The sequence below is a fragment of the Legionella londiniensis genome, assembly GCF_001467825.1.
GTDB classification, from domain to species: Bacteria; Pseudomonadota; Gammaproteobacteria; order Legionellales; family Legionellaceae; genus Legionella_A; species Legionella_A londiniensis.
The window spans coordinates 94235-111906 of record NZ_LNYK01000016.1 but is presented as its reverse complement, the minus strand read 5'-3'; the positions used below and the strand labels follow the sequence as shown (position 1 = coordinate 111906).

The following is a 17672-nucleotide window of genomic DNA, read 5'->3' as shown; positions in this document are numbered from 1 at the left end:
GTTCTAGTTTAAGCTACACTCGCAAAAAATGATTTAAAAGCTGATTTGAGTTCTGTCAGCTCTTCGGCTGAATATGGCAAGGGTGTATAACCAGGCTGCCAGATACCATGCGGCCAGAAGGGATCATGGGTAAATCGGCCGACCACATGGATATGGAGTTGCGCAACAAGATTACCTAACGCGCCGACATTGATTTTATCTGGTTTAAAGGTCAGATTGATAAATCTGGATAGTTTGGTAATTTCATCCATGACCTGGTGTTGATGCTGAATATTCAGATGTTCAATTTCCGTTATTGAATCCACTCTGGGCACAAGAATAAACCATACCATACGTGATTCATTTTTTAAAAAAACCCTGCTGAGCTCCCAGTCTTCCAGTGCAATGCTGCTTTCTTCTATTCTATTATCCACTGAAAAATTCATTTTACTCCCGGGGCTAAAAGCCTTTACCGTTCCACAGTGAGGCCAATCGCACTTTTCTCAGTGCTGTCAATTTTTCGGGCAGACTCTGGCGGAAAGAACAAGAAACGTCCGTTAAGCGCTTTATTGGCCACGATTGCTACAGCATAGAAAACCCCAAGACCGACTACAGCCAAAGCAAGATTGGCAAGGATTTGCTTGCTCTCAACTGTATCCAATGTTTTGCGGGCCTCCTGAATGAGTTCATCGCTTTGTTGTTTAAAAGTCTGATAGGTTTCTTCATTCGGCTCTTTGAGATACTCTTGAGACGCAACCGACAAGCCACCATACAATTTTTCTGCAGCTTCTTTGCGATTGGCATCACCATTTTTACTAAATTTTTCTATTACATTGTGAAGCGATTTCAGCGCATCCTCAAATTGTTTTTGTGCTTTTTCATTAACTTTAAGTTTAAACTGCCATTCGACCAAATGTTGATCGAAAGCATCCGGGTTTAAACCTTTACTGTTTAGCGGCGCGGTTGTCATTGAACCAATATGCTCTTCGCCAACATATCCAGCCCCTTTGCCGTTTTTCCAATATTGGCCGATATCATATATGCCATAAACCGCATCTTCATCAGAAGGGTTATGAAGCGCGCAAAGCTTGCCTTCTTTTGTTAATTGATCTGCAATAAAAACGACATCCTTGCTTGCCCGTACAATATTGGAAGGGTTACCTGCTTTGTTTAGTGCCTCATCAAATTCCTTGCTGTACTTGGCTGGATGATAAATGACATTGAGATTTGGAAATTCTTCTGCCACTTCCATTAAAATTTTAAAATACTGCTGACAATTGCCACCAAAAACGCTAAGTCCAGCAGCTGGCATGGCAATGTATTCGCGACCTTCCCTAACGGCTACTGAAAACAAATTCCGATACATTCCTGCAATAAATTTTTCCTGTTGCTTCTGTGTTAAAAAACGTGCAGTTCCATAAGCAAAATTTAAAGCGGGGGTGGAAAGTAAAAGGATTGCCGGCGAACCTTCCTCTATTTTCCCCGTTCTAGGCGCTGCTATGGCACGCCCTTCTTTATCGATTTGCTGGTCTACCAATAAGTCAATCTCCTGCGCATGGCAAACCCCTACCGCTAAATTTTGCCAGTGTTTACGGGCCGCTGCAGATATGGATTTATCCTGGGTAGTAACCTTGGCTTTTCTGTATAATCCTTTTGGAAAAATATCATTATTCACATAAACCTTGGCGCTTTTCAGTAATCTTTCAATGCGCGCTTTCGGAATAACCAAAGGATTTTCTGAGCCAAGGCTACATATGGTGACGTCCTTTATATCCTGAACGTTTATTTTCCCTGTTGGCTTCTTTGATAACTGCTCAATCTTGTTTGCTACATCTAAGCCCGCTAAAAATTGTTGCGCCGGTTTATCTGTAAATGGAATGTTTTCACCCTTCCCGAGAGAAGTCTCATAAGATGAAAAATTTCCCGTATTTTTCTCTACTTTATCCAATAATGTTCTAAGTGGACTCGGTCCTTTGTTCATAGCATCACCCTTTTGCTTAGTCATCACATGGTCAATAGGATACGGAGAAAGCTTTGTCTTGACACATATGTTTTTTGCCGTTTTTGCATTTGGGCTGCAGGTTGCCACAATAACAGAGGTGCCCGTAGACTGGAATTCTTTTATTGCTTGTATGCCGGTATAAATTTCAGAAAGGGTTGTATCGCTTACCGGCTTTATCTTGCCAAGTTCTTTATCGCAAAAAAATACAGGCGTCCCCGCGTGAGTTCCCTTCTGGGCATTTGTTAAATATTCTTTCAATGCCTCTTGTTCAAGGACAATAATTTTATTTCCCTGCCTTACAGCCAGAGCGCCCCGCTCTAATACATCATGTTCCGGAGTGGTCAATTTCTCCCACCCGGTTTTTTTGTTAAGCAAGGAGCTTGCAAACATCACAAAAGAAAAATTCTGTTGCAAAGGAGAGATTGTTATATCATTGATATTATTACGTTGATAATGGTGCCATTGGATCTCTTGCTCATCATCATGGATAGGCCATATTTGATTTCGGCAGGTCATTTCTTCCAAATGCCGATTCATGTTATCAAAAGATAACACATAGCTGTGAGAGGCATCGCCAGGGGTGATGAAGCTATGTTGCGGATTAATATTTACATTGTCGCTTAATTTGGCGCCATGTCCATTAATCACCAGAATTTTTCTCATAACATCATTCTCAAATAGGCGAAGCCTCATTATGTGTTATTTTTATGCATTTTGCAATATTTTTAATACTGATGATTATTCTTGCATGATGAACGTTTTTGAAAATTAACTTATTTCTGTTTTTGAGCTAATATACTTAACATTTTTAGGTATGCGATATATGCCTCATACTCTCCGTAGCAAAATATGACTGGAACCAGGCCGAAAAATTTGGCAATTTATGGCGGAAGCTTTGACCCATTTCATAATGGTCATTTAAAAACAGCGCTTACTGTGCAGAAAGAATTTAATTTTGAAGAAATTATATTCCTGCCCTGCAAGTTTCCCGTATTAAAAAAAGATGCCCAGGCTTCTGTCGAGCAGCGCATCAGCATGTTAAAACTGGGCTTGATTCGCTACCCGAAATTTTCAGTTGATCTTCGGGAAATAAACCGTGAGAGCCCATCCTATATGGTTGAAACTTTGAAAAGTTACCGTAAAGATTTCGGAGTTCGAATACCTGTCACCTTAATTCTTGGCATGGATGCATTCAAACAGCTGCCTAAATGGTATCAATGGCAGGAAATTTTACAATTATGCAATCTACTTGTTCTTCACAGACCGCATATTTCTTCTGAAGTCACTGAAGAACCGCTCAAAACGGTTTTAAAAAATCATAAGACCATGAACAAACATGACTTTTTAAAATCAACCTGCGGAAAAATTTATTGCTTCGATGCTGGCCATTATGATATTTCATCAACCTGGCTTCGTAAGCAGATCAAGGAAGGAAAAGACATCGGGCCTTATCTGCCAACACCAGTATTCAGTTATATTCAAGAGTACAAACTATATCGATAAATTAGCCTATACTCCATGAGGTTTCAGCAATGTCTAATTTTCATCTTCCATAAACTGAAACTCATCAAGCTTAGGCAGGATTTGGTAATCTTGATTAGGTAAAGAAACACGGGGATTTTCTTCTTTTCTCTCAAGGAGACTGACTTGCTTGATGAATTCAGGCATCAATCCTGATATCCAGTTCACCACTGGATCAAATTTGGCATAAAATTGACTTTGTTGCCTGTATTCCTGATCTGGCAGAGAGGTCATTTTGACAGCGACAATCAGTAAAGCAACGATAAAAATACCGCGAATGATGCCAAAGCCCATTCCCAGGATCCGATCTGTTGCGCTCAAACCGGAACGCTTAAGAATAAAAGCCAGCAGCGCATTGAATAAACCGCCGGCAGTCAATGTAGCAAGTAAAACAGCGATAAAAGATATCCCTGTGCGCAGGGTTTGATCTTCCAAATATGGCTCAAGCCATGGTTCAAGCGCATAAGAATAGTGATAAGCAAACCAAAAAGCTAAAATCCACACGCCTAAAGCAACGAGCTCTTTCACAAAACCCCGAAACAATCCGGTTAAAACAGAAAGCCCGATGATTGTGATAATCAGATAATCAAACCAATGTCCAGTCATATTTAACTGACTCCTGTTTTGATTACAAATCCTTGTAATTTAATGCTCTCTGCTAATTGTTTTTGTAGCGCCCTCGCTTCTTCGGGTCGGGCGACCTTGCCAACAATGACTTGATAATAATCGCCCTTTTTACCACTGAATTTGTTGTAATTTGCCTTGTAACCCTTATCACGCAATTTTTTGACTAATGCTTCCGCGTTTTTTTTGACAGAAAAAGAAGCCAACTGGACTGCATAACTTTCATGGATCTTGGTTTTGGCAACAGACTTTAATTTTTTCAATTCATTGGCAGGGTTTGTTTGCGGTTTAACGTTACTAACCGCAATCATTTTTTCTTTCTGTTGCAAGGGTTCAGCTTTTACAGTCTGCGGTAATTTTGCAATTTCACTGCGAACGGTTAAATCGACCTCGGCAATTTTAACTGTTTCAAACAGGGCTTTTTCTTCAGGAATCTCTACTTTGGGAGAAATGGGTTTTGCAGGCAGCCGTACAGAAAGATTCATGTTTTCATCCAATTGGTGATTGGATTTTTTCATGATTGCGGGCAATAGTACGGTCATCAATGATAAAATCACAACCAAGCCTACCAATCGATGCTTTACGCGCTCCTCCAGCCTAAACTTCACTTTAATTCTCCTGCCTGATATTTTGCCAATAACTCGCCGACCGTCACAAACGAACCATATACAACAATCAAATCACCTGGATTTGCCTGAGTTAAGGCCGCCTGAAACGCTTTTATGGGGTTTTGATGGCACATGGGTTTTTTATTTAATGCCTGTTCAAACGCTGTCATTAAGGCAGATTCCGACGCTGCCCGTTTATTGCATAAAAGCGCTGGATACCATTCAGCTATGTGTGCATGCATAGGTTTAATTAAACCGTAAAGATCCTTATCTTGCAATGCTGAAAAGACGCCATGAACCGTGCCTTTACAATTTATCTTTTTTATAAAATCCGCAAGCAGCATGACTGCTTGCGGATTATGGGCTACATCAAACACAGCAGCAACCTCCCCCTTGATGAACTGTTGCCTTCCCATAAGGCATACCCTTTGCATGGCGCTTTGCCAATGACAGGGGGAGATGGCCAAGCGGGTTCGTAAAAGATAACTTGCTATTACTGCAGCAGTTGCAGCCTTATGATTAATTGCAGGAGAAGGCAACGGTTCCCAGGTTTTTCCCATGCAGGTAATTTGCAAGTGATCGGAAAAAGACAAATAGGAATAGTGTTCTTCCAAACAAAGCATGCGCGTACCCAGATTTCTGGCTGCAGTGCGAATACTTATCGGCGGTTCGATATCCGCATAGATGAAGGGAATGTTGCTTCGCAAAATTCCTGCTTTTTCAAAACCAATGGCTTCTTTATTTCTACCTAAAAATTGTTCATGATCCAGCGCAATTGTTGTGATGATGGCCAAATCAGCATCAATAATATTGGTTGCATCAAGTCTGCCGCCCATACCAACTTCCAAAACAATCAAGTCAAGGGGCAATTGTTTAAAATGCCAAAGTGCGGCAAGTGTTGCCATCTCAAAATAGGTTAAAGGGGTATCGCCTCTGCCATGTTCAATATTTGCGAAAGCCTCGCATAAATCATTATCTTCGATTGGCTGGCCATTAATACGAATTCGCTCATTGAAGGCAAACAGATGAGGTGATGTATAACTGCCAACCTGGTAGCCGGCGGCAAGATATATGGCTTCCAAAGCTGAGACGGTAGAACCTTTGCCATTGGTACCTGCGACTGTGATCACAGGAACAGCTAAATCAAGCAAATTTAAATCTCTTGCCACCTTTTGAATACGGGTCAAACCGAGCTGAATTTCCTGAGGATGGCGGTTTTCAAGATGAACCAACCAATCGGATAAAGAAAAGTGACTAAATTGTCTCATTGACACGGACTTGACGCCTGAGTTTGGAAACCAGTTCAGCTATTGTCGCTCGCATTGCCTTACGGGGCACAATCATATCGATATGCCCGTGCTCCAGCAGAAACTCGCTTCGCTGAAAACCTTCTGGCAAAGTTTGCCTTACCGTTTGTTCAATAACCCGCGGACCTGCAAAGCCAATCAAGGCATTTGGCTCAGCAATAATAATGTCACCCAAACTGGCAAAGCTCGCCGATACGCCCCCCATGGTTGGATCTGTTAAAACCACAATAAAGGGAAGGCCAGTTTCAGAGAATTTTGCAAGTGCAGCAGAGGTCTTAGCCATCTGCATTAAGGAAAACAATCCCTCCTGCATGCGCGCACCGCCGCTTGCAGTGAAGCAAATATAGGCTCTTTTTTCTTCCGCAGCTACTTTTACTGCGCGTACAAATTTCTCGCCAACTGTGGCACCCATAGAGCCGCCCATAAAGTTGAATTCAAATGCGCTGACCACCACAGGCAAGTCTTTCAATGTTCCTTTAACTGCGATTAATGCTTCCTTTTCGCCCGTCGATTTTTGAGCCTGGGAGATGCGGTCTTTATACTTTTTTGAGTCCCGAAATTTTAACCGGTCTACCGGCTCAAGTTCTCTTGCAATTTCTTCCTGGCCAGTCCTATCAAGAAACTGTTCTATGCGCTGCCTTGCCGTGATACGGTGATGATGGTTGCACTTGGGGCATACTGAAAGATTTTTTATAAGCTCAGTGCTGTAGAGCACTTCATTACAACCCTGACATTTTACCCACAATCCCTCCGGTACGCCTTTTTTCTGTGAAGTCTCAGTTCTAATTCTTGAAGGCAAAAGTTTTTTTAGCCAGCTCATAAATTAACAATCCCTACTCTTTTGAAATGCCCTGTATTATAACGCGAAAATTCTGGTAGCGCTTGTTTATCTTTCAAGTTTTACTAAAACCTGCCGTTAAACTGAATATACCGGTTTTAATGAGGTAACTATGAAACGTCCAGGGTTGATAATCGCTTCTCTATTTCTTTTATTAGCCCAGCCAGTCAGCCACGCCGTACAACGCTTTGGGGAAACTTTATGTAATGAACCTGATTATTTTTGCATCAAAGTCAGGAGCGGAGAAAGCTGGGAGAGCCTTTTTCCCAATCTCGAAGAACGAGATATTGTCCGGCGCATCAACCGCATGAATATACGCTTGCGGCCGGGCATGAAAATTGCGATTCCTAAAAATATTGACCGGTTAACGATTTATGATGTTTCTCCTTTTCCAAGATATATCGAATCAGACGGCGAGAAAACCATCTTTGTTAGCCAAAAAAAACTGGCCTGGGGCGCATATGATGAAAATGGAGAACTCATCTGGTGGGGTCCCCTTTCTTCCGGTTCCGGCCGCTGTTCAAGCAGAGATGGATACTGCAAAACGCCATCAGGATCATTTCGTATTATCCGCAAACAAGATATTGACTGCATTTCTACGGCATTCCCACGACGGGCTGATGGAAATCATGGCGGCGCTGAAATGCCATATTGTATGCATTTCTTCCGTGGTTTTGCTCTGCATGGCAGCAGTGTGGTGCCAGGCTACCGAGCCAGTCATGGATGTGTGCGTATGTTTATCGAAGATGCGCGCTGGCTCAATGAGGAGTTTATCGATCTTCCCGAGGGAGGCATGAAAGGAACGCGTGTAATCATCGATTCAGTAGACGGATAATGCTTTATTCGCACGCGTTTAATCTCTGAGCCCTGAAAGCATTTCCTGACAACTGGCGGTAATTTGTTGCCATTCCTTTCTTTCTATGCTTTCAGAATCTATCATCCATGACCCGCCCACACAGTCTACATTGGGTAGATTGAGGTATTGCAGATAGTTTTGCGTGTTAATACCGCCTGTTGGACAAAAACGGATATTTGGCAACGGCGCATGGATTGCTTTTAAAAAAGCCTTCCCGCCTATGGCTTCCGCCGGGAAAAGCTTAAAATGTTGAAAACCATAATCCATTGCAACCATGATTTCGGATACGTGGCTGCACCCAGGGATAAAAGGTATTCGGCCGCTCTTTGCTGCATTTAAAAGCGCGGGGGTCACGCCAGGACTTAGGGCAAATTTTGCCCCGGCCTTCATTGCCAAGTCCAGTTGGGCAGAATTTAAAACGGTGCCTGCGCCAATGATTGCTTGAGGGAATTCCAGGGACAGTATGCGGATGATTTCTAAAGCAGTAGAGGTGCGAAGCGTAATTTCCAATACATTCATCCCTCCTGACAATAGCGCCTGAGCGAGGGCAACTGCTGTTTCCGGCTCTTGAACCGTCAAAACTGGGATAATTTTACACTGACTGAACAGGTATTCAGGCTGTAATTGCCAATCGGGAAAAACCATTTTCGTTATCCATTAATTGTTTTAAATAGAGTGCAGCGCCGATTAAGCCTGGATGGGCTGAATTAACCACAAAACATGGAATCTTCGAATTAAATTCTCTAAACCGCCCTTTGTCTTCAAAACGGCTTCGAAAATCACTGGCATGAATCAGAGGCAATAATTTTGGAACAATGCCGCCTGCTATGTAAACCCCGCCCAGGGCATTTAAAGTCAAAGCCAAATCGCCTGCCATGGATCCAAAACTTGAGAAAAATTGCATAACAGCGCCCCTGGCCAAAGTTGATTGATCCAACAGGGCAAGTTTTGCGATATCTGAAGCGCTTAAAGGGTTAACTGATTTATTCTCATATGCCGCCAAGGCAAGATAAAGGCACTCTAAGCCAGGCCCCGATAAAACGCGTTCTGCCGAAACATGTCCAAACCGCTTGGCAAGAAATCTCTGAATAAATTTTTCCTGCCCAGTTTCTGCTTTCCAATCGGTATGTCCTGCCTCACTTGCAACAGGAGAAAATCGTCCACCAACGGGAATGAGAAAGGCGGTACCTAATCCTGTGCCGGCGCCTAATAGTACTTTCGGGTGTTGAGGCTGAATTTTATCTCCGCCAATCTGGATCATTTCCTCATCGGCTAAAACCTGCAAACTCATCGCTGCTGCCGCAAAATCATTCAAAACCACCAAATGGCTGAGATTCAATTGGCGCTTCAAGGCTTTAATAGAAAATTGCCAGTTGCAATTGGTCATAGAGACTTTGTCCCGAATAACAGGGCAGGCAATGGCGACCGCCACGCAATTAATTGCCATTAAACCCTGGTCTCTTCGATAGTGTATAAAAGCTGAAGAAAGGCTTGTAAAGCGGGCACAAGAATAAATCACCGTTTTATCCAATACCATATTGCTCAGGTTAACCCGGCTAAAACGAGCATTGGTTCCACCAATATCTGCAACAACAGCATATTCATTATTTAAAAAATGATTGAAACTGCTCATGGGCATACCCTGTTTATGAATAAACTGCAGGCTCCCTGTTCAGCGCTGGTTATAAGGCTCCTCATTCCATTGAACAGCTCACGCCCATATCCCGCAGGGTTATTTCTATTAAAACCGGCATCTTTCCGACTCTCTAAAATTTCTTTGGCGATTTGCAACTCCAGCCTGCCCTGTCCCCAATCCATTAAAATCATATCGCCAGATTGAATTTTCGCGATCGCCCCCCCCTCGCAAGCTTCAGGAGTCACATGAATTGCTGCAGGAATTTTTCCTGAAGCCCCGGACATTCTGCCGTCTGTAATCAAGCCAACGTTATATCCCCGATCTTGCAAAACGCCCAATATGGGAGTCAGTTTGTGAAGCTCCGGCATCCCGCAGGCTTTAGGTCCTTGAAAGCGGACCACCACGATACAATCTTTATCTAACTGACCGGATTTAAAAGCCCGCTCCATCTCCTCCTGAGAAGAAAATACTTCTGCTGGAGCTTCTATAGATTGCCTGCCATCAGGCAGTGAAGAAGTTTTTATAACCGCGCGACCAAGATTGCCGGAGAGCACACCAAGCCCGCCTTCCGGTTTAAAAGGCTTTGCAATGGAAGTCAAAACATCCGGGTCAAGAGGCTCATGAACCCCTTCCCGCCAGACTATTTCACCCTCTTTCAGCGTTGGAACTTTGGTATAATGCCGAAGGCCAAATCCCATCACCGTGTGGACGTCTTCATGCAGGAGTCCGCCATCCAGAAGAGTATGTATTAAAAAAGCCATCCCGCCGGCACGCTGAAAATGATTGATATCCGCCTGACCATTTGGATAGACGCGGGCAATTAACGGAGTCACTTTTGATAGCTCCGCAAAATCATCCCAGTTAATTAAAAAACCCGCTGACTCTGCAATAGCCACCAGATGCATGGTGTGGTTTGTAGAACCACCGGTTGCCAATAACCCCACCATTCCATTCACCAGAGTTTGGACGCTAAACAGTTTTCCGATTGGCAAATACTCCTGATTTAAGCCTGTTAACTGAACAATCCGCTTTGCAGCAGCTCTGGTTAATGCGGTTCTAAGCGGTGTGCCGGGATTGACGAAGGAAGCGCCCGGCAGATGCAATCCCATTATTTCCATCAACAGCTGGTTGGAATTTGCAGTACCGTAAAATGTACAGGTTCCAGGCGAATGGTAAGATGCTACTTCAGCATCCAAAAGCTCTGATTTATCTGCCTTCCCTTCTGCATACCGTTGGCGGATGCGCGCTTTCTCAAGATTGGATATTCCAGAAGGCATAGGCCCTGCCGGCACAAAAATAAAAGGCAAATGGCCAAATCTTAAAGCCGCCATCAACAATCCTGGGACAATTTTATCGCATATGCCAAGCATTAAGCCGCCGTCAAACAGATTATGCGCAAGCGCGATTGACGCAGCCATAGCAATCACATCACGGCTCATAAGACTTAGTTCCATGCCAGGCTGACCCTGGGTAATGCCATCGCACATAGCGGGGACACCGCCTGCAAATTGCGCAACACCTCCTGCCTCATGAATAGCGTCTTTAATCAACTGGGGATATGTTTCATACGGCTGGTGCGCGGATAATAGATCGTTGTATGCCGAAATAATGGCGATATTCGCTTTTGATAAACCACGCAAGTCAAATTTGTCTCGAGCAGAGCAGGCGGCGAAACCGTGGGCTAAATTTCCACATTGTAATCCAGAGCGTTGCGGCTTCGCGTTGCAAGCGTTTTCCAGATTGGAGGTATAATTCTTGCGAATGCTTTCAGATCTATCTCTGATGCGTGCTGTCACTTGCTTGATCACGGGATGCATAAAATACCTCACTGGGGCGCATACAGAATTTGCAGTTCAGGCTGGGACAAAAATGCACAAACGGGCATAAGATTGGGATTATTCACAGTGAATGCTTTCTGTAAAACCTCCTTTTTTTTCTCACCGATAATATGTAAGAAAATATGCAAACTGCTTAAAAGACGCTTTTTAGTCATCGTTATCCGGGCATGGGATGCTGACAGGGGATTGGTAAACATGATGGCTTTATCTTCTTCATCCGCAAGCGCTTTTGTCAATTCAGCACAACAGGGAAACAAGGATGCGGTATGGCCGTCTTCTCCCATGCCAAGAATTAAAACGTCAAATGGCGGCAACGCGGCAACGGTTTCATTGATATTTTGAGCATGCAGGCTGATAAAGTTTGCTCTGGAAGCCTTCCCTTGAAGCAAATATCGCTTGACCCAATATTCATTGCTTTCAGGAGAATTCACATCCACGATACGTTCATCCACTAAAGTAACGGTAACCAAATGCCAGGCAAGTTCAATTTTAGAAAGGATTTTAAACAATTGCAGAGGAGTTTGACCTCCTGAAACAGCCAAAAACGCTTGATTTCTCAGCGCAATAGCCTCACTTAAAATCGCCCTGATTTTCGCAGCAAATTCCTGACTGAGTATCTCTTTACTTTCATAACTGGTCAATTGCATGTCACTCATCCCATTGCCGGTCATCGCGAGCCAGTAAAGAAATGGCGGCTATTGGCCCTGAACTTCCTGCCTGGTATGGCCGAGGCGGCTCATTATGATATTGCCACGCATTAATAATACCATCAACCCATGTCCAGGCCTGTTCAACCTCGTCGCGCCTGACAAAAAGATATTGATTGCCAAGCATCGCTTCCAACAGCAAACGTTCATAAGCATCTGCTATCCGCTGCGATTTAAATGTTGTATCGAAACTTAAGTCCAGTTTGGTTTGGCGTATGCGCATCGCTTCATCGAGGCCTGGGATTTTATTCATAATCTGCACTTCAACACCCTCATCGGGCTGTAATCGAATAATCAGTTTATTAGGCGGTAATTGTTTGTAGGCCTTGTAAAAAATATTAAGGGGCTGGTGCTTAAAGCAGATGACCACCTCGCTCAATTTTCTAGGCATTCTTTTACCTGTTCTTAAATAAAATGGAACCCCAGACCAACGCCAGTTATCAATATCGACCTTAAGCGCTACAAAAGTTTCTGTCAGGCTGCTGCCTTTTGCGTTTTTTTCTTCAAGGTAACCTGGTACCGGATGTCCGTTGATATAGCCTGAAGTGTATTGCCCGCGGACTGTTTTTTCCTGGGCATTGCTCACATCAATTGGCCTCAATGCCTTCAAAACCTTGAGTTTTTCATCGCGTATGCTGTCCGCATCGAGACTGACAGGCGGTTCCATTGCTATCAGCGAGAGGATTTGCAAGAGATGATTTTGCACCATATCCCGCATTTGACCCGCTTCATCATAATAAGCCCAGCGGCCCTCAACTCCCACTTCTTCAGCAACTGTAATCTGTACATGATCGATCATTGTTCTATCCCAGTTGGAAGCAAAAATGGTGTTGGCAAAACGCAAAGCCAGTAAATTCAAAACCGTTTCCTTGCCTAGATAATGATCAATTCTGTAAATCTGGCTTTCATTGAAATAGCAGGCAACCTGGTCATTGATTTCTTTTGATGAAACCAAATCCTGCCCAATTGGTTTTTCAAGCACGACTCTGGCGGGCTCGCTTGTGAGGCCTGCTTCTGAAAGCCCCTGACTGATTTGGCCAAAAAGAGAAGGAGGTGTTGCGAAATAACTGATTGGAATGCGGGTTTTCGGATCGGTTTTATCTGCAAGCCGCATATAATCTTTCGCCTGGAGAAGATCTATCTGAACATAGCTCAATTTTTGCTGCAATTTATTCCATGCCTCAAAGTCCAGCTCTTCTTTTAAAAAGGTTTGAAGCTTCTCTTTGACAAAGTCTAAATAGCTGCCTTGCGTCCACTCATCGCGCGCCACACCTATAATGCGGCTATCTGGGTGTAATAACTTCGCTTTCTGTAATTGATATAGCGCGGGCAGTAATTTCCGGCATGCCAAATCTCCTTTCGTACCAAAAATGATTAAATCACATGCTTTTAAATCGGAAGGAGTAGCCATTGTATTTTCCTAAAATAATCAGGTCATCATTTACGGCAGTAAATTATCTCAATTTTCGCTTCAAAACACCAAAATGAGGAGATACCCAGGCGCACTGCCATTAAGTTAAGCCGTATAGTGTCATCCCCGCGCAGGCGGGGACCCATGCTTGTGTTAGCACAGTACCAGCATTGAGATAGATTCCCGCCTGCGCGGGAATGACAAAAATCCTTACCTTAATGGCAGCGATGACCAGACGAGCCTAACCTTTTTTCTATCATTTTACCTGCATGTAATCAATAATAAGCTGTAATTTGGTACGCCCGGCATAATTATTAACATCAAGTTTATATGCTGCGTGAATATAGCGCGCATGATGATTAGGCCATTGTTGTGCATCAATGTTAAAGGCTATGGCATCTAAGGGATTTCCCCCTTCCTCATGCATCAAGGTTAATTTTAAGTGATTTTGTCCAACAAGCCGCTGCTCCAATACTTCAAAGGTATTATCAAAAATCGGCTCGGGAAAATGCTGTCCCCAGGGACCCGCTTCCTGTAGGAGGCAAGCCAATTCAAGGTTTATTTCATCTGCGCGCAACGGCCCGTCTGTCAGCAATTCCCCCCGGCAATGGGAAGCGTCTATGTGTTTTGCGGCTTCTTTTATAAAAGCATCTCTAAATGCCTGAAATTGCTCAGGATGAATACTAAGCCCTGCTGCCATGGCATGACCGCCAAATTTACTGATAAGTTTTGGGTTATCTTTATCAATCTCGGCCAATACATCTCGGATATTCAACCCAGGAATGGAGCGCGCCGACCCCTTAAGCTCGCTTTTGCTGACTTCTGCAAAGATAATAACCGGGCGGTGATATTGTTCTTTTAAACGGCCCGCAAGAATACCGATAACGCCTTGGTGCCAGTCTGGATCAACAAGGCACAATGCCAGGGGGAGTTCATGCGCGTTTTTATGCGCTTGTGAATTGAATTGTTCCAAAGCCTCGAATGCCTGCTCTTTCATTTCTGCTTCAATACGGCGCCGCTCAAGGTTCAATTCATCCAAATGGCTTGCAAGAGAAAAAGCTTTATCATAATTGTCACATAAAAGGCACTCAATGCCCAAAGACATATCATCGAGGCGGCCGGCCGCATTTAATCTTGGGGCTATAGCAAAACCCAAGTCCGACTCCCTGATGCGATCGCATTTTCTCCCAGAGACTTCAGCCAGAGCGCGAATGCCAGGACGGCATAACCCCTGGCGAATACGCGCCAATCCCTGACTCACCAGTATTCGATTGTTCTGATCAAGTGAAACGACATCCGCAACTGTACCCAAAGCCACCAGATCGAGAAATTGAGACATGTTAGGCTCTGGAATATTTTGTGCGTTAAACCATCCGCTTTCTTTCAATTGACGGCGGAGCGCCAGCATCACATAGAAAATTACCCCGACCCCGGCAATGGCTTTGCTCGGAAAATTATCTCCAGGCTGATTGGGATTTACAATCGCGAAGGCCTCAGGCAATATTTCGCCGGGCAAATGATGATCAGTGATTAAAACATCGATGCCGGCTGCGTTTGCCGCAGCAACACCATCGATACTTGCAATTCCATTATCTACTGTAATAACCAGGTTTGGATGCCATTTTTTTGCCACATCAATAATGGCAGGCGTCAATCCATAACCAAATTCAAAGCGATTGGGCACTAAAAACTCAACCTGCATTGCGCCCATCGCCTTGAGGGCGCTCACAGCCAGCGCGCTGGATGTAGCTCCATCCGCATCGAAGTCACCAATGATCAGTATTCTTTCTTGTTTGGATATTGCGCGCACAAGCCGCATTGCAGCCTTTTGAATGTCCCGCATTGTGTCAAATGGCAGTAAAGCCTTAAGACGTTTATCTAATTGCGCTTCATTGATAATTCCCCTGGCTGAATAAATTCGCCGCAAAACCTTGGGTATGGAAACACCAATAAACTCTTCGTTTGACAAGGGCCTATGTTTAATCAGCATCATTTACTCCAAAGACGCGACCACCATTTCCGAGGTTTGGTGGTATATGAAAGATTATTCCAATGCCAGTTTACCGTGTAATGTTTTAATTGATTTTGCAAATTCGCCAAATCTTTAACAGCCAGTGTTGCAAAAAGTAAAACAGCATTGTCAGGATAAGAACGTCGAGGCTCATACGGGATCACTTTTGTTGATAGAAAAGAGGCAAGATATGAGTACCCCGAGTCACCAGAAATAATTGGCCGTGTACCCGGTTTTGCAAGCGCGCCCCCGCCCCAAACCCATAACCCGTTGATCGGCAAATCCGGCCGGTTATCATTTAACGAATGAGAACCAAGAAACATTTGGCATTCAGTAATAAACCGCTGCCAGTGAAGGGTACTATCCAGATTCCTGATATGGGTCATCATGGATTGGTTAAGCACATCATAAAGAGGTTTTGCTTGAATTGTCCGCGGTTGTTTACACTGAATCAGCCATAAGTGAGGATTACTGTAAAAAAGCTCCATATTTTCAGCAGCAATAAATTCCTTCAGCGCAGCAAACCATAGTCTCGCCTCAAGCTCAGATAATTTTAAATCATCCGGAGAAGCAGTAATCATGGCATCATTATGGGTTGCCTGCCAATGAATTAAGGAGGCAATATACCAGTCGCCTTCAAGCCCATGGCAACGCCGCAAGAGGTCGGCCAGCGGAAAATGATTAGATGAATAACCGAGACAGGATAAAAGATGATAATAAAAATCCCCATAACCCGGCACCTGGATGCTGCCTTCAGGCAACGATTCCAGCCTGTCATTGACAATTACATCCATCCTTAAACAGCCTGAAGTAACCCATCCCGCCTCAACAAAGCTTTCAAGTTCCGTAACGCCTGCCTGATACGTAAGGGGTTCTCGATTAATCCAAAGCGGACAAAGCCCTCACCATGCTGGCCGAAACCAATACCGGGAGATACGGCAATATGAGCCTCCTTCAATAAATATTTGCAAAATTCAAGAGAACCCATATGGCGGTATACTGAAGGAATTTCAGCCCAGACAAACATGGTTGCCCGGGGCTTCATCACAGGCCAGCCCGCTTCTTGCAGCCCATGACACAAAATATCACGACGTTTTTCATACAGCTTTCTTATTTCTTCTACATGCTCATCCGACTCCTCCAAAGCCGTGATTGCTGCAACTTGAATGGGGGTAAACGTTCCATAATCCAGATAAGATTTGATGCGGGCCAAGGCTGCCACCAGCTCCTCATTACCGCACACAAAACCAACCCGCCAACCCGGCATGTTATAGGATTTGGACAATGAATAGGTTTCAACCGCGATATCCGTTGCCCCGGGAACCTGAAGGATTGACGGGGCCTTGTAGCCATCAAACACAATGTCTGCATAGGCAAGATCATGAATAACCCAAATATGATGCCGCTTGGCCAAAGCCACTATCTCTTCAAAAAAACCATACTCAACACAACGGGTCGTTGGATTAGCCGGAAAATTAATCACCAAGGCCTTGGGTTTTGGCCAGGTTTGCGTAATAGCCTGCTCCAGATCACGCAAAAACTGCGCATCATCCTGCAAGGGAATCTGCTTAACATTAGCGCCCGCAATAACAAAACCATAGGTATGAATAGGATAAGTTGGATCAGGAACTAAAACAGTATCGCCGGGGCCGGAGATAGCCAGGGCGAGATGGGCAAGCCCTTCCTTTGAGCCAATTGTGGTTAATACCTGCTTATCGCTATCCAGGGTTACCTGATAATTTCTCTGATACCAATTCGCCATAGCGCGCCGCAAGCGAGGGATTCCCCGCGACATGGAATAGCGATGCGTTTCAGGGCGTTTTGCCGTTTCGATTAATTTATCGACAATATGCGGAGGCGTCGGCTGGTCAGGGTTGCCCATGCCAAAATCAATAATATCCTCACCTTTCGCCCGAGCTTCAGCCTTGAGCTGGTTTAATGTATTAAACACATATGGCGGCAAGCGATTGATTCTTGGAAATTGACTCATGATTTTCACCCCTGTGTTATACTTCAGGGAGTATAAAATATTGAGTTCATAAAAACCATGCAGATTTCACTGGAAAAAGCAGAAAAGCATGCGATTCAGGCATATTCTGAAACAAAAGTTAAAGTCAATGACACATTCTATGAGAGAAGCCTTATCATCAGCCAGGAAAAAATTCTTGCCTCCTGGCCAATCCTGACCATCATTGATTTTGATGAACAGTCAGCGGCGCCGCTTGTCGAACTAAAGCCCGAGATCATCATTATCGGGCATGATAAACCAGGCCTGCATCCGCCTTTGGCAATCTTTGAGTTCTTTTCAAAACTCGGCATTGGCTTTGAATGTAT

Annotated in this window: 17 protein-coding genes; 3 read left to right on the top strand and 14 right to left on the bottom strand. The window is 44.1% G+C overall.

Annotated features, from left to right (window positions below):
- Nucleotides 1-8 precede the first annotated feature (8 nt).
- Together Llon_RS06350 and Llon_RS06345 are read right to left on the bottom strand one after the other, a co-directional pair.
- Entirely contained in the window at nt 9-425 is a 417-nt protein-coding gene (locus tag Llon_RS06350) for an HIT domain-containing protein (RefSeq protein ID WP_058529232.1), read from the bottom strand.
- Between the two features lie 23 nt (nt 426-448).
- Nucleotides 449-2644: a hypothetical protein gene (locus tag Llon_RS06345; RefSeq protein WP_058529231.1), complete on the bottom strand. Its 2196-nt coding sequence runs from the start codon at nt 2642-2644 to the stop codon at nt 449-451.
- A 186-nt stretch (nt 2645-2830) separates the two neighbouring features.
- On the opposite strand from Llon_RS06345, the gene nadD reads away from it, so the two are divergent.
- On the top strand, nt 2831-3484 hold the full coding sequence (gene nadD / locus Llon_RS06340) for a nicotinate-nucleotide adenylyltransferase (RefSeq protein WP_058529230.1): 654 nt from the start codon (nt 2831-2833) through the stop codon (nt 3482-3484).
- Between the two features lie 33 nt (nt 3485-3517).
- On the opposite strand, the gene Llon_RS06335 is transcribed toward nadD, so the two are convergent.
- Genes Llon_RS06335 through accD form a run of 4 tightly spaced genes read right to left on the bottom strand, consistent with a single transcriptional unit; the run spans nt 3518 to nt 6861 of the window.
- Nucleotides 3518-4108 carry a CvpA family protein gene (locus Llon_RS06335; protein WP_058529229.1) on the bottom strand — a complete coding sequence of 197 codons (591 nt, stop codon included), beginning with the start codon at nt 4106-4108 and terminating at the stop codon, nt 3518-3520.
- A 2-nt stretch (nt 4109-4110) separates the two neighbouring features.
- Nucleotides 4111-4734 carry an SPOR domain-containing protein gene (locus Llon_RS06330; RefSeq protein ID WP_058529228.1) on the bottom strand — a complete coding sequence of 208 codons (624 nt, stop codon included), beginning with the start codon at nt 4732-4734 and terminating at the stop codon, nt 4111-4113.
- Nucleotides 4731-6002 carry a bifunctional tetrahydrofolate synthase/dihydrofolate synthase gene (gene folC / locus Llon_RS06325; protein WP_058529227.1) on the bottom strand — a complete coding sequence of 424 codons (1272 nt, stop codon included), beginning with the start codon at nt 6000-6002 and terminating at the stop codon, nt 4731-4733. The genes Llon_RS06330 and folC overlap by 4 nt, the downstream gene beginning before the upstream one ends.
- Nucleotides 5989-6861, bottom strand: a complete 873-nt coding sequence (accD, locus tag Llon_RS06320) for an acetyl-CoA carboxylase, carboxyltransferase subunit beta (RefSeq protein WP_058529226.1) — start codon at nt 6859-6861, stop codon at nt 5989-5991. The genes folC and accD overlap by 14 nt, the downstream gene beginning before the upstream one ends.
- 130 nt (nt 6862-6991) lie before the next feature.
- On the opposite strand from accD, the gene Llon_RS06315 reads away from it, so the two are divergent.
- Nucleotides 6992-7714, top strand: a complete 723-nt coding sequence (locus tag Llon_RS06315; RefSeq protein ID WP_058529225.1) for a L,D-transpeptidase — start codon at nt 6992-6994, stop codon at nt 7712-7714.
- Between the two features lie 18 nt (nt 7715-7732).
- On the opposite strand, the gene Llon_RS06310 is transcribed toward Llon_RS06315, so the two are convergent.
- The 8 genes from Llon_RS06310 to alaC form a co-directional block, all read right to left on the bottom strand.
- Nucleotides 7733-8380 (bottom strand): bifunctional 4-hydroxy-2-oxoglutarate aldolase/2-dehydro-3-deoxy-phosphogluconate aldolase, encoded by a 648-nt coding sequence (locus Llon_RS06310; protein ID WP_058529224.1) that lies wholly within the window; start codon nt 8378-8380, stop codon nt 7733-7735.
- The gene (gene glk, locus Llon_RS06305; protein ID WP_058529223.1) at nt 8349-9368 is read right to left on the bottom strand and encodes a glucokinase; all 1020 of its coding nucleotides are present in this window, start codon (nt 9366-9368) and stop codon (nt 8349-8351) included. Before glk ends, Llon_RS06310 begins: the two co-directional genes overlap by 32 nt.
- On the bottom strand, nt 9365-11188 hold the full coding sequence (edd, locus tag Llon_RS06300; protein WP_058529222.1) for a phosphogluconate dehydratase: 1824 nt from the start codon (nt 11186-11188) through the stop codon (nt 9365-9367). Before edd ends, glk begins: the two co-directional genes overlap by 4 nt.
- Before the next feature lie 8 nt (nt 11189-11196).
- Complete coding sequence (gene pgl / locus Llon_RS06295) at nt 11197-11856, bottom strand: 6-phosphogluconolactonase (RefSeq protein WP_058529221.1); 660 nt, start codon at nt 11854-11856, stop codon at nt 11197-11199.
- 1 nt (nt 11857) lies between these two features.
- Complete coding sequence (gene zwf, locus Llon_RS06290) at nt 11858-13327, bottom strand: glucose-6-phosphate dehydrogenase (protein ID WP_058529220.1); 1470 nt, start codon at nt 13325-13327, stop codon at nt 11858-11860.
- A gap of 256 nt (nt 13328-13583) precedes the next feature.
- Entirely contained in the window at nt 13584-15317 is a 1734-nt protein-coding gene (gene recJ / locus Llon_RS06285) for a single-stranded-DNA-specific exonuclease RecJ (protein WP_058529219.1), read from the bottom strand.
- Nucleotides 15317-16132: a hypothetical protein gene (locus Llon_RS06280; RefSeq protein ID WP_058529218.1), complete on the bottom strand. Its 816-nt coding sequence runs from the start codon at nt 16130-16132 to the stop codon at nt 15317-15319. Before Llon_RS06280 ends, recJ begins: the two co-directional genes overlap by 1 nt.
- 2 nt (nt 16133-16134) lie before the next feature.
- Nucleotides 16135-17328, bottom strand: coding sequence for an alanine transaminase (gene alaC / locus Llon_RS06275; RefSeq protein WP_058529217.1), 1194 nt, complete (start codon nt 17326-17328; stop codon nt 16135-16137).
- A 57-nt stretch (nt 17329-17385) separates the two neighbouring features.
- Here alaC and Llon_RS11745 point away from each other — a divergent pair.
- Nucleotides 17386-17672, top strand: a 287-nt coding sequence (locus Llon_RS11745; RefSeq protein ID WP_058529216.1) for an MTH938/NDUFAF3 family protein, incomplete at its 3' end; no start/stop codon positions are given.

Excerpts from the sequence above, each read along its gene's own strand:
- Llon_RS06350 (WP_058529232.1), bottom strand. The coding sequence starts at position 425 with ATGAATTTTTCAGTGGATAATAGAATAGAAGAAAGCAGCATTGCACTG.
- Llon_RS06345 (WP_058529231.1), bottom strand. The coding sequence starts at position 2,644 with ATGAGAAAAATTCTGGTGATTAATGGACATGGCGCCAAATTAAGCGAC.
- nadD (WP_058529230.1), top strand. The coding sequence starts at position 2,831 with ATGACTGGAACCAGGCCGAAAAATTTGGCAATTTATGGCGGAAGCTTT.
- Llon_RS06335 (WP_058529229.1), bottom strand. The coding sequence starts at position 4,108 with ATGACTGGACATTGGTTTGATTATCTGATTATCACAATCATCGGGCTT.
- folC (WP_058529227.1), bottom strand. The coding sequence starts at position 6,002 with ATGAGACAATTTAGTCACTTTTCTTTATCCGATTGGTTGGTTCATCTT.
- accD (WP_058529226.1), bottom strand. The coding sequence starts at position 6,861 with ATGAGCTGGCTAAAAAAACTTTTGCCTTCAAGAATTAGAACTGAGACT.
- Llon_RS06315 (WP_058529225.1), top strand. The coding sequence starts at position 6,992 with ATGAAACGTCCAGGGTTGATAATCGCTTCTCTATTTCTTTTATTAGCC.
- Llon_RS06310 (WP_058529224.1), bottom strand. The coding sequence starts at position 8,380 with ATGGTTTTTCCCGATTGGCAATTACAGCCTGAATACCTGTTCAGTCAG.
- glk (WP_058529223.1), bottom strand. The coding sequence starts at position 9,368 with ATGAGCAGTTTCAATCATTTTTTAAATAATGAATATGCTGTTGTTGCA.
- edd (WP_058529222.1), bottom strand. The coding sequence starts at position 11,188 with ATGCATCCCGTGATCAAGCAAGTGACAGCACGCATCAGAGATAGATCT.
- pgl (WP_058529221.1), bottom strand. The coding sequence starts at position 11,856 with ATGCAATTGACCAGTTATGAAAGTAAAGAGATACTCAGTCAGGAATTT.
- zwf (WP_058529220.1), bottom strand. The coding sequence starts at position 13,327 with ATGGCTACTCCTTCCGATTTAAAAGCATGTGATTTAATCATTTTTGGT.
- recJ (WP_058529219.1), bottom strand. The coding sequence starts at position 15,317 with ATGCTGATTAAACATAGGCCCTTGTCAAACGAAGAGTTTATTGGTGTT.
- Llon_RS06280 (WP_058529218.1), bottom strand. The coding sequence starts at position 16,132 with ATGGATGTAATTGTCAATGACAGGCTGGAATCGTTGCCTGAAGGCAGC.
- alaC (WP_058529217.1), bottom strand. The coding sequence starts at position 17,328 with ATGAGTCAATTTCCAAGAATCAATCGCTTGCCGCCATATGTGTTTAAT.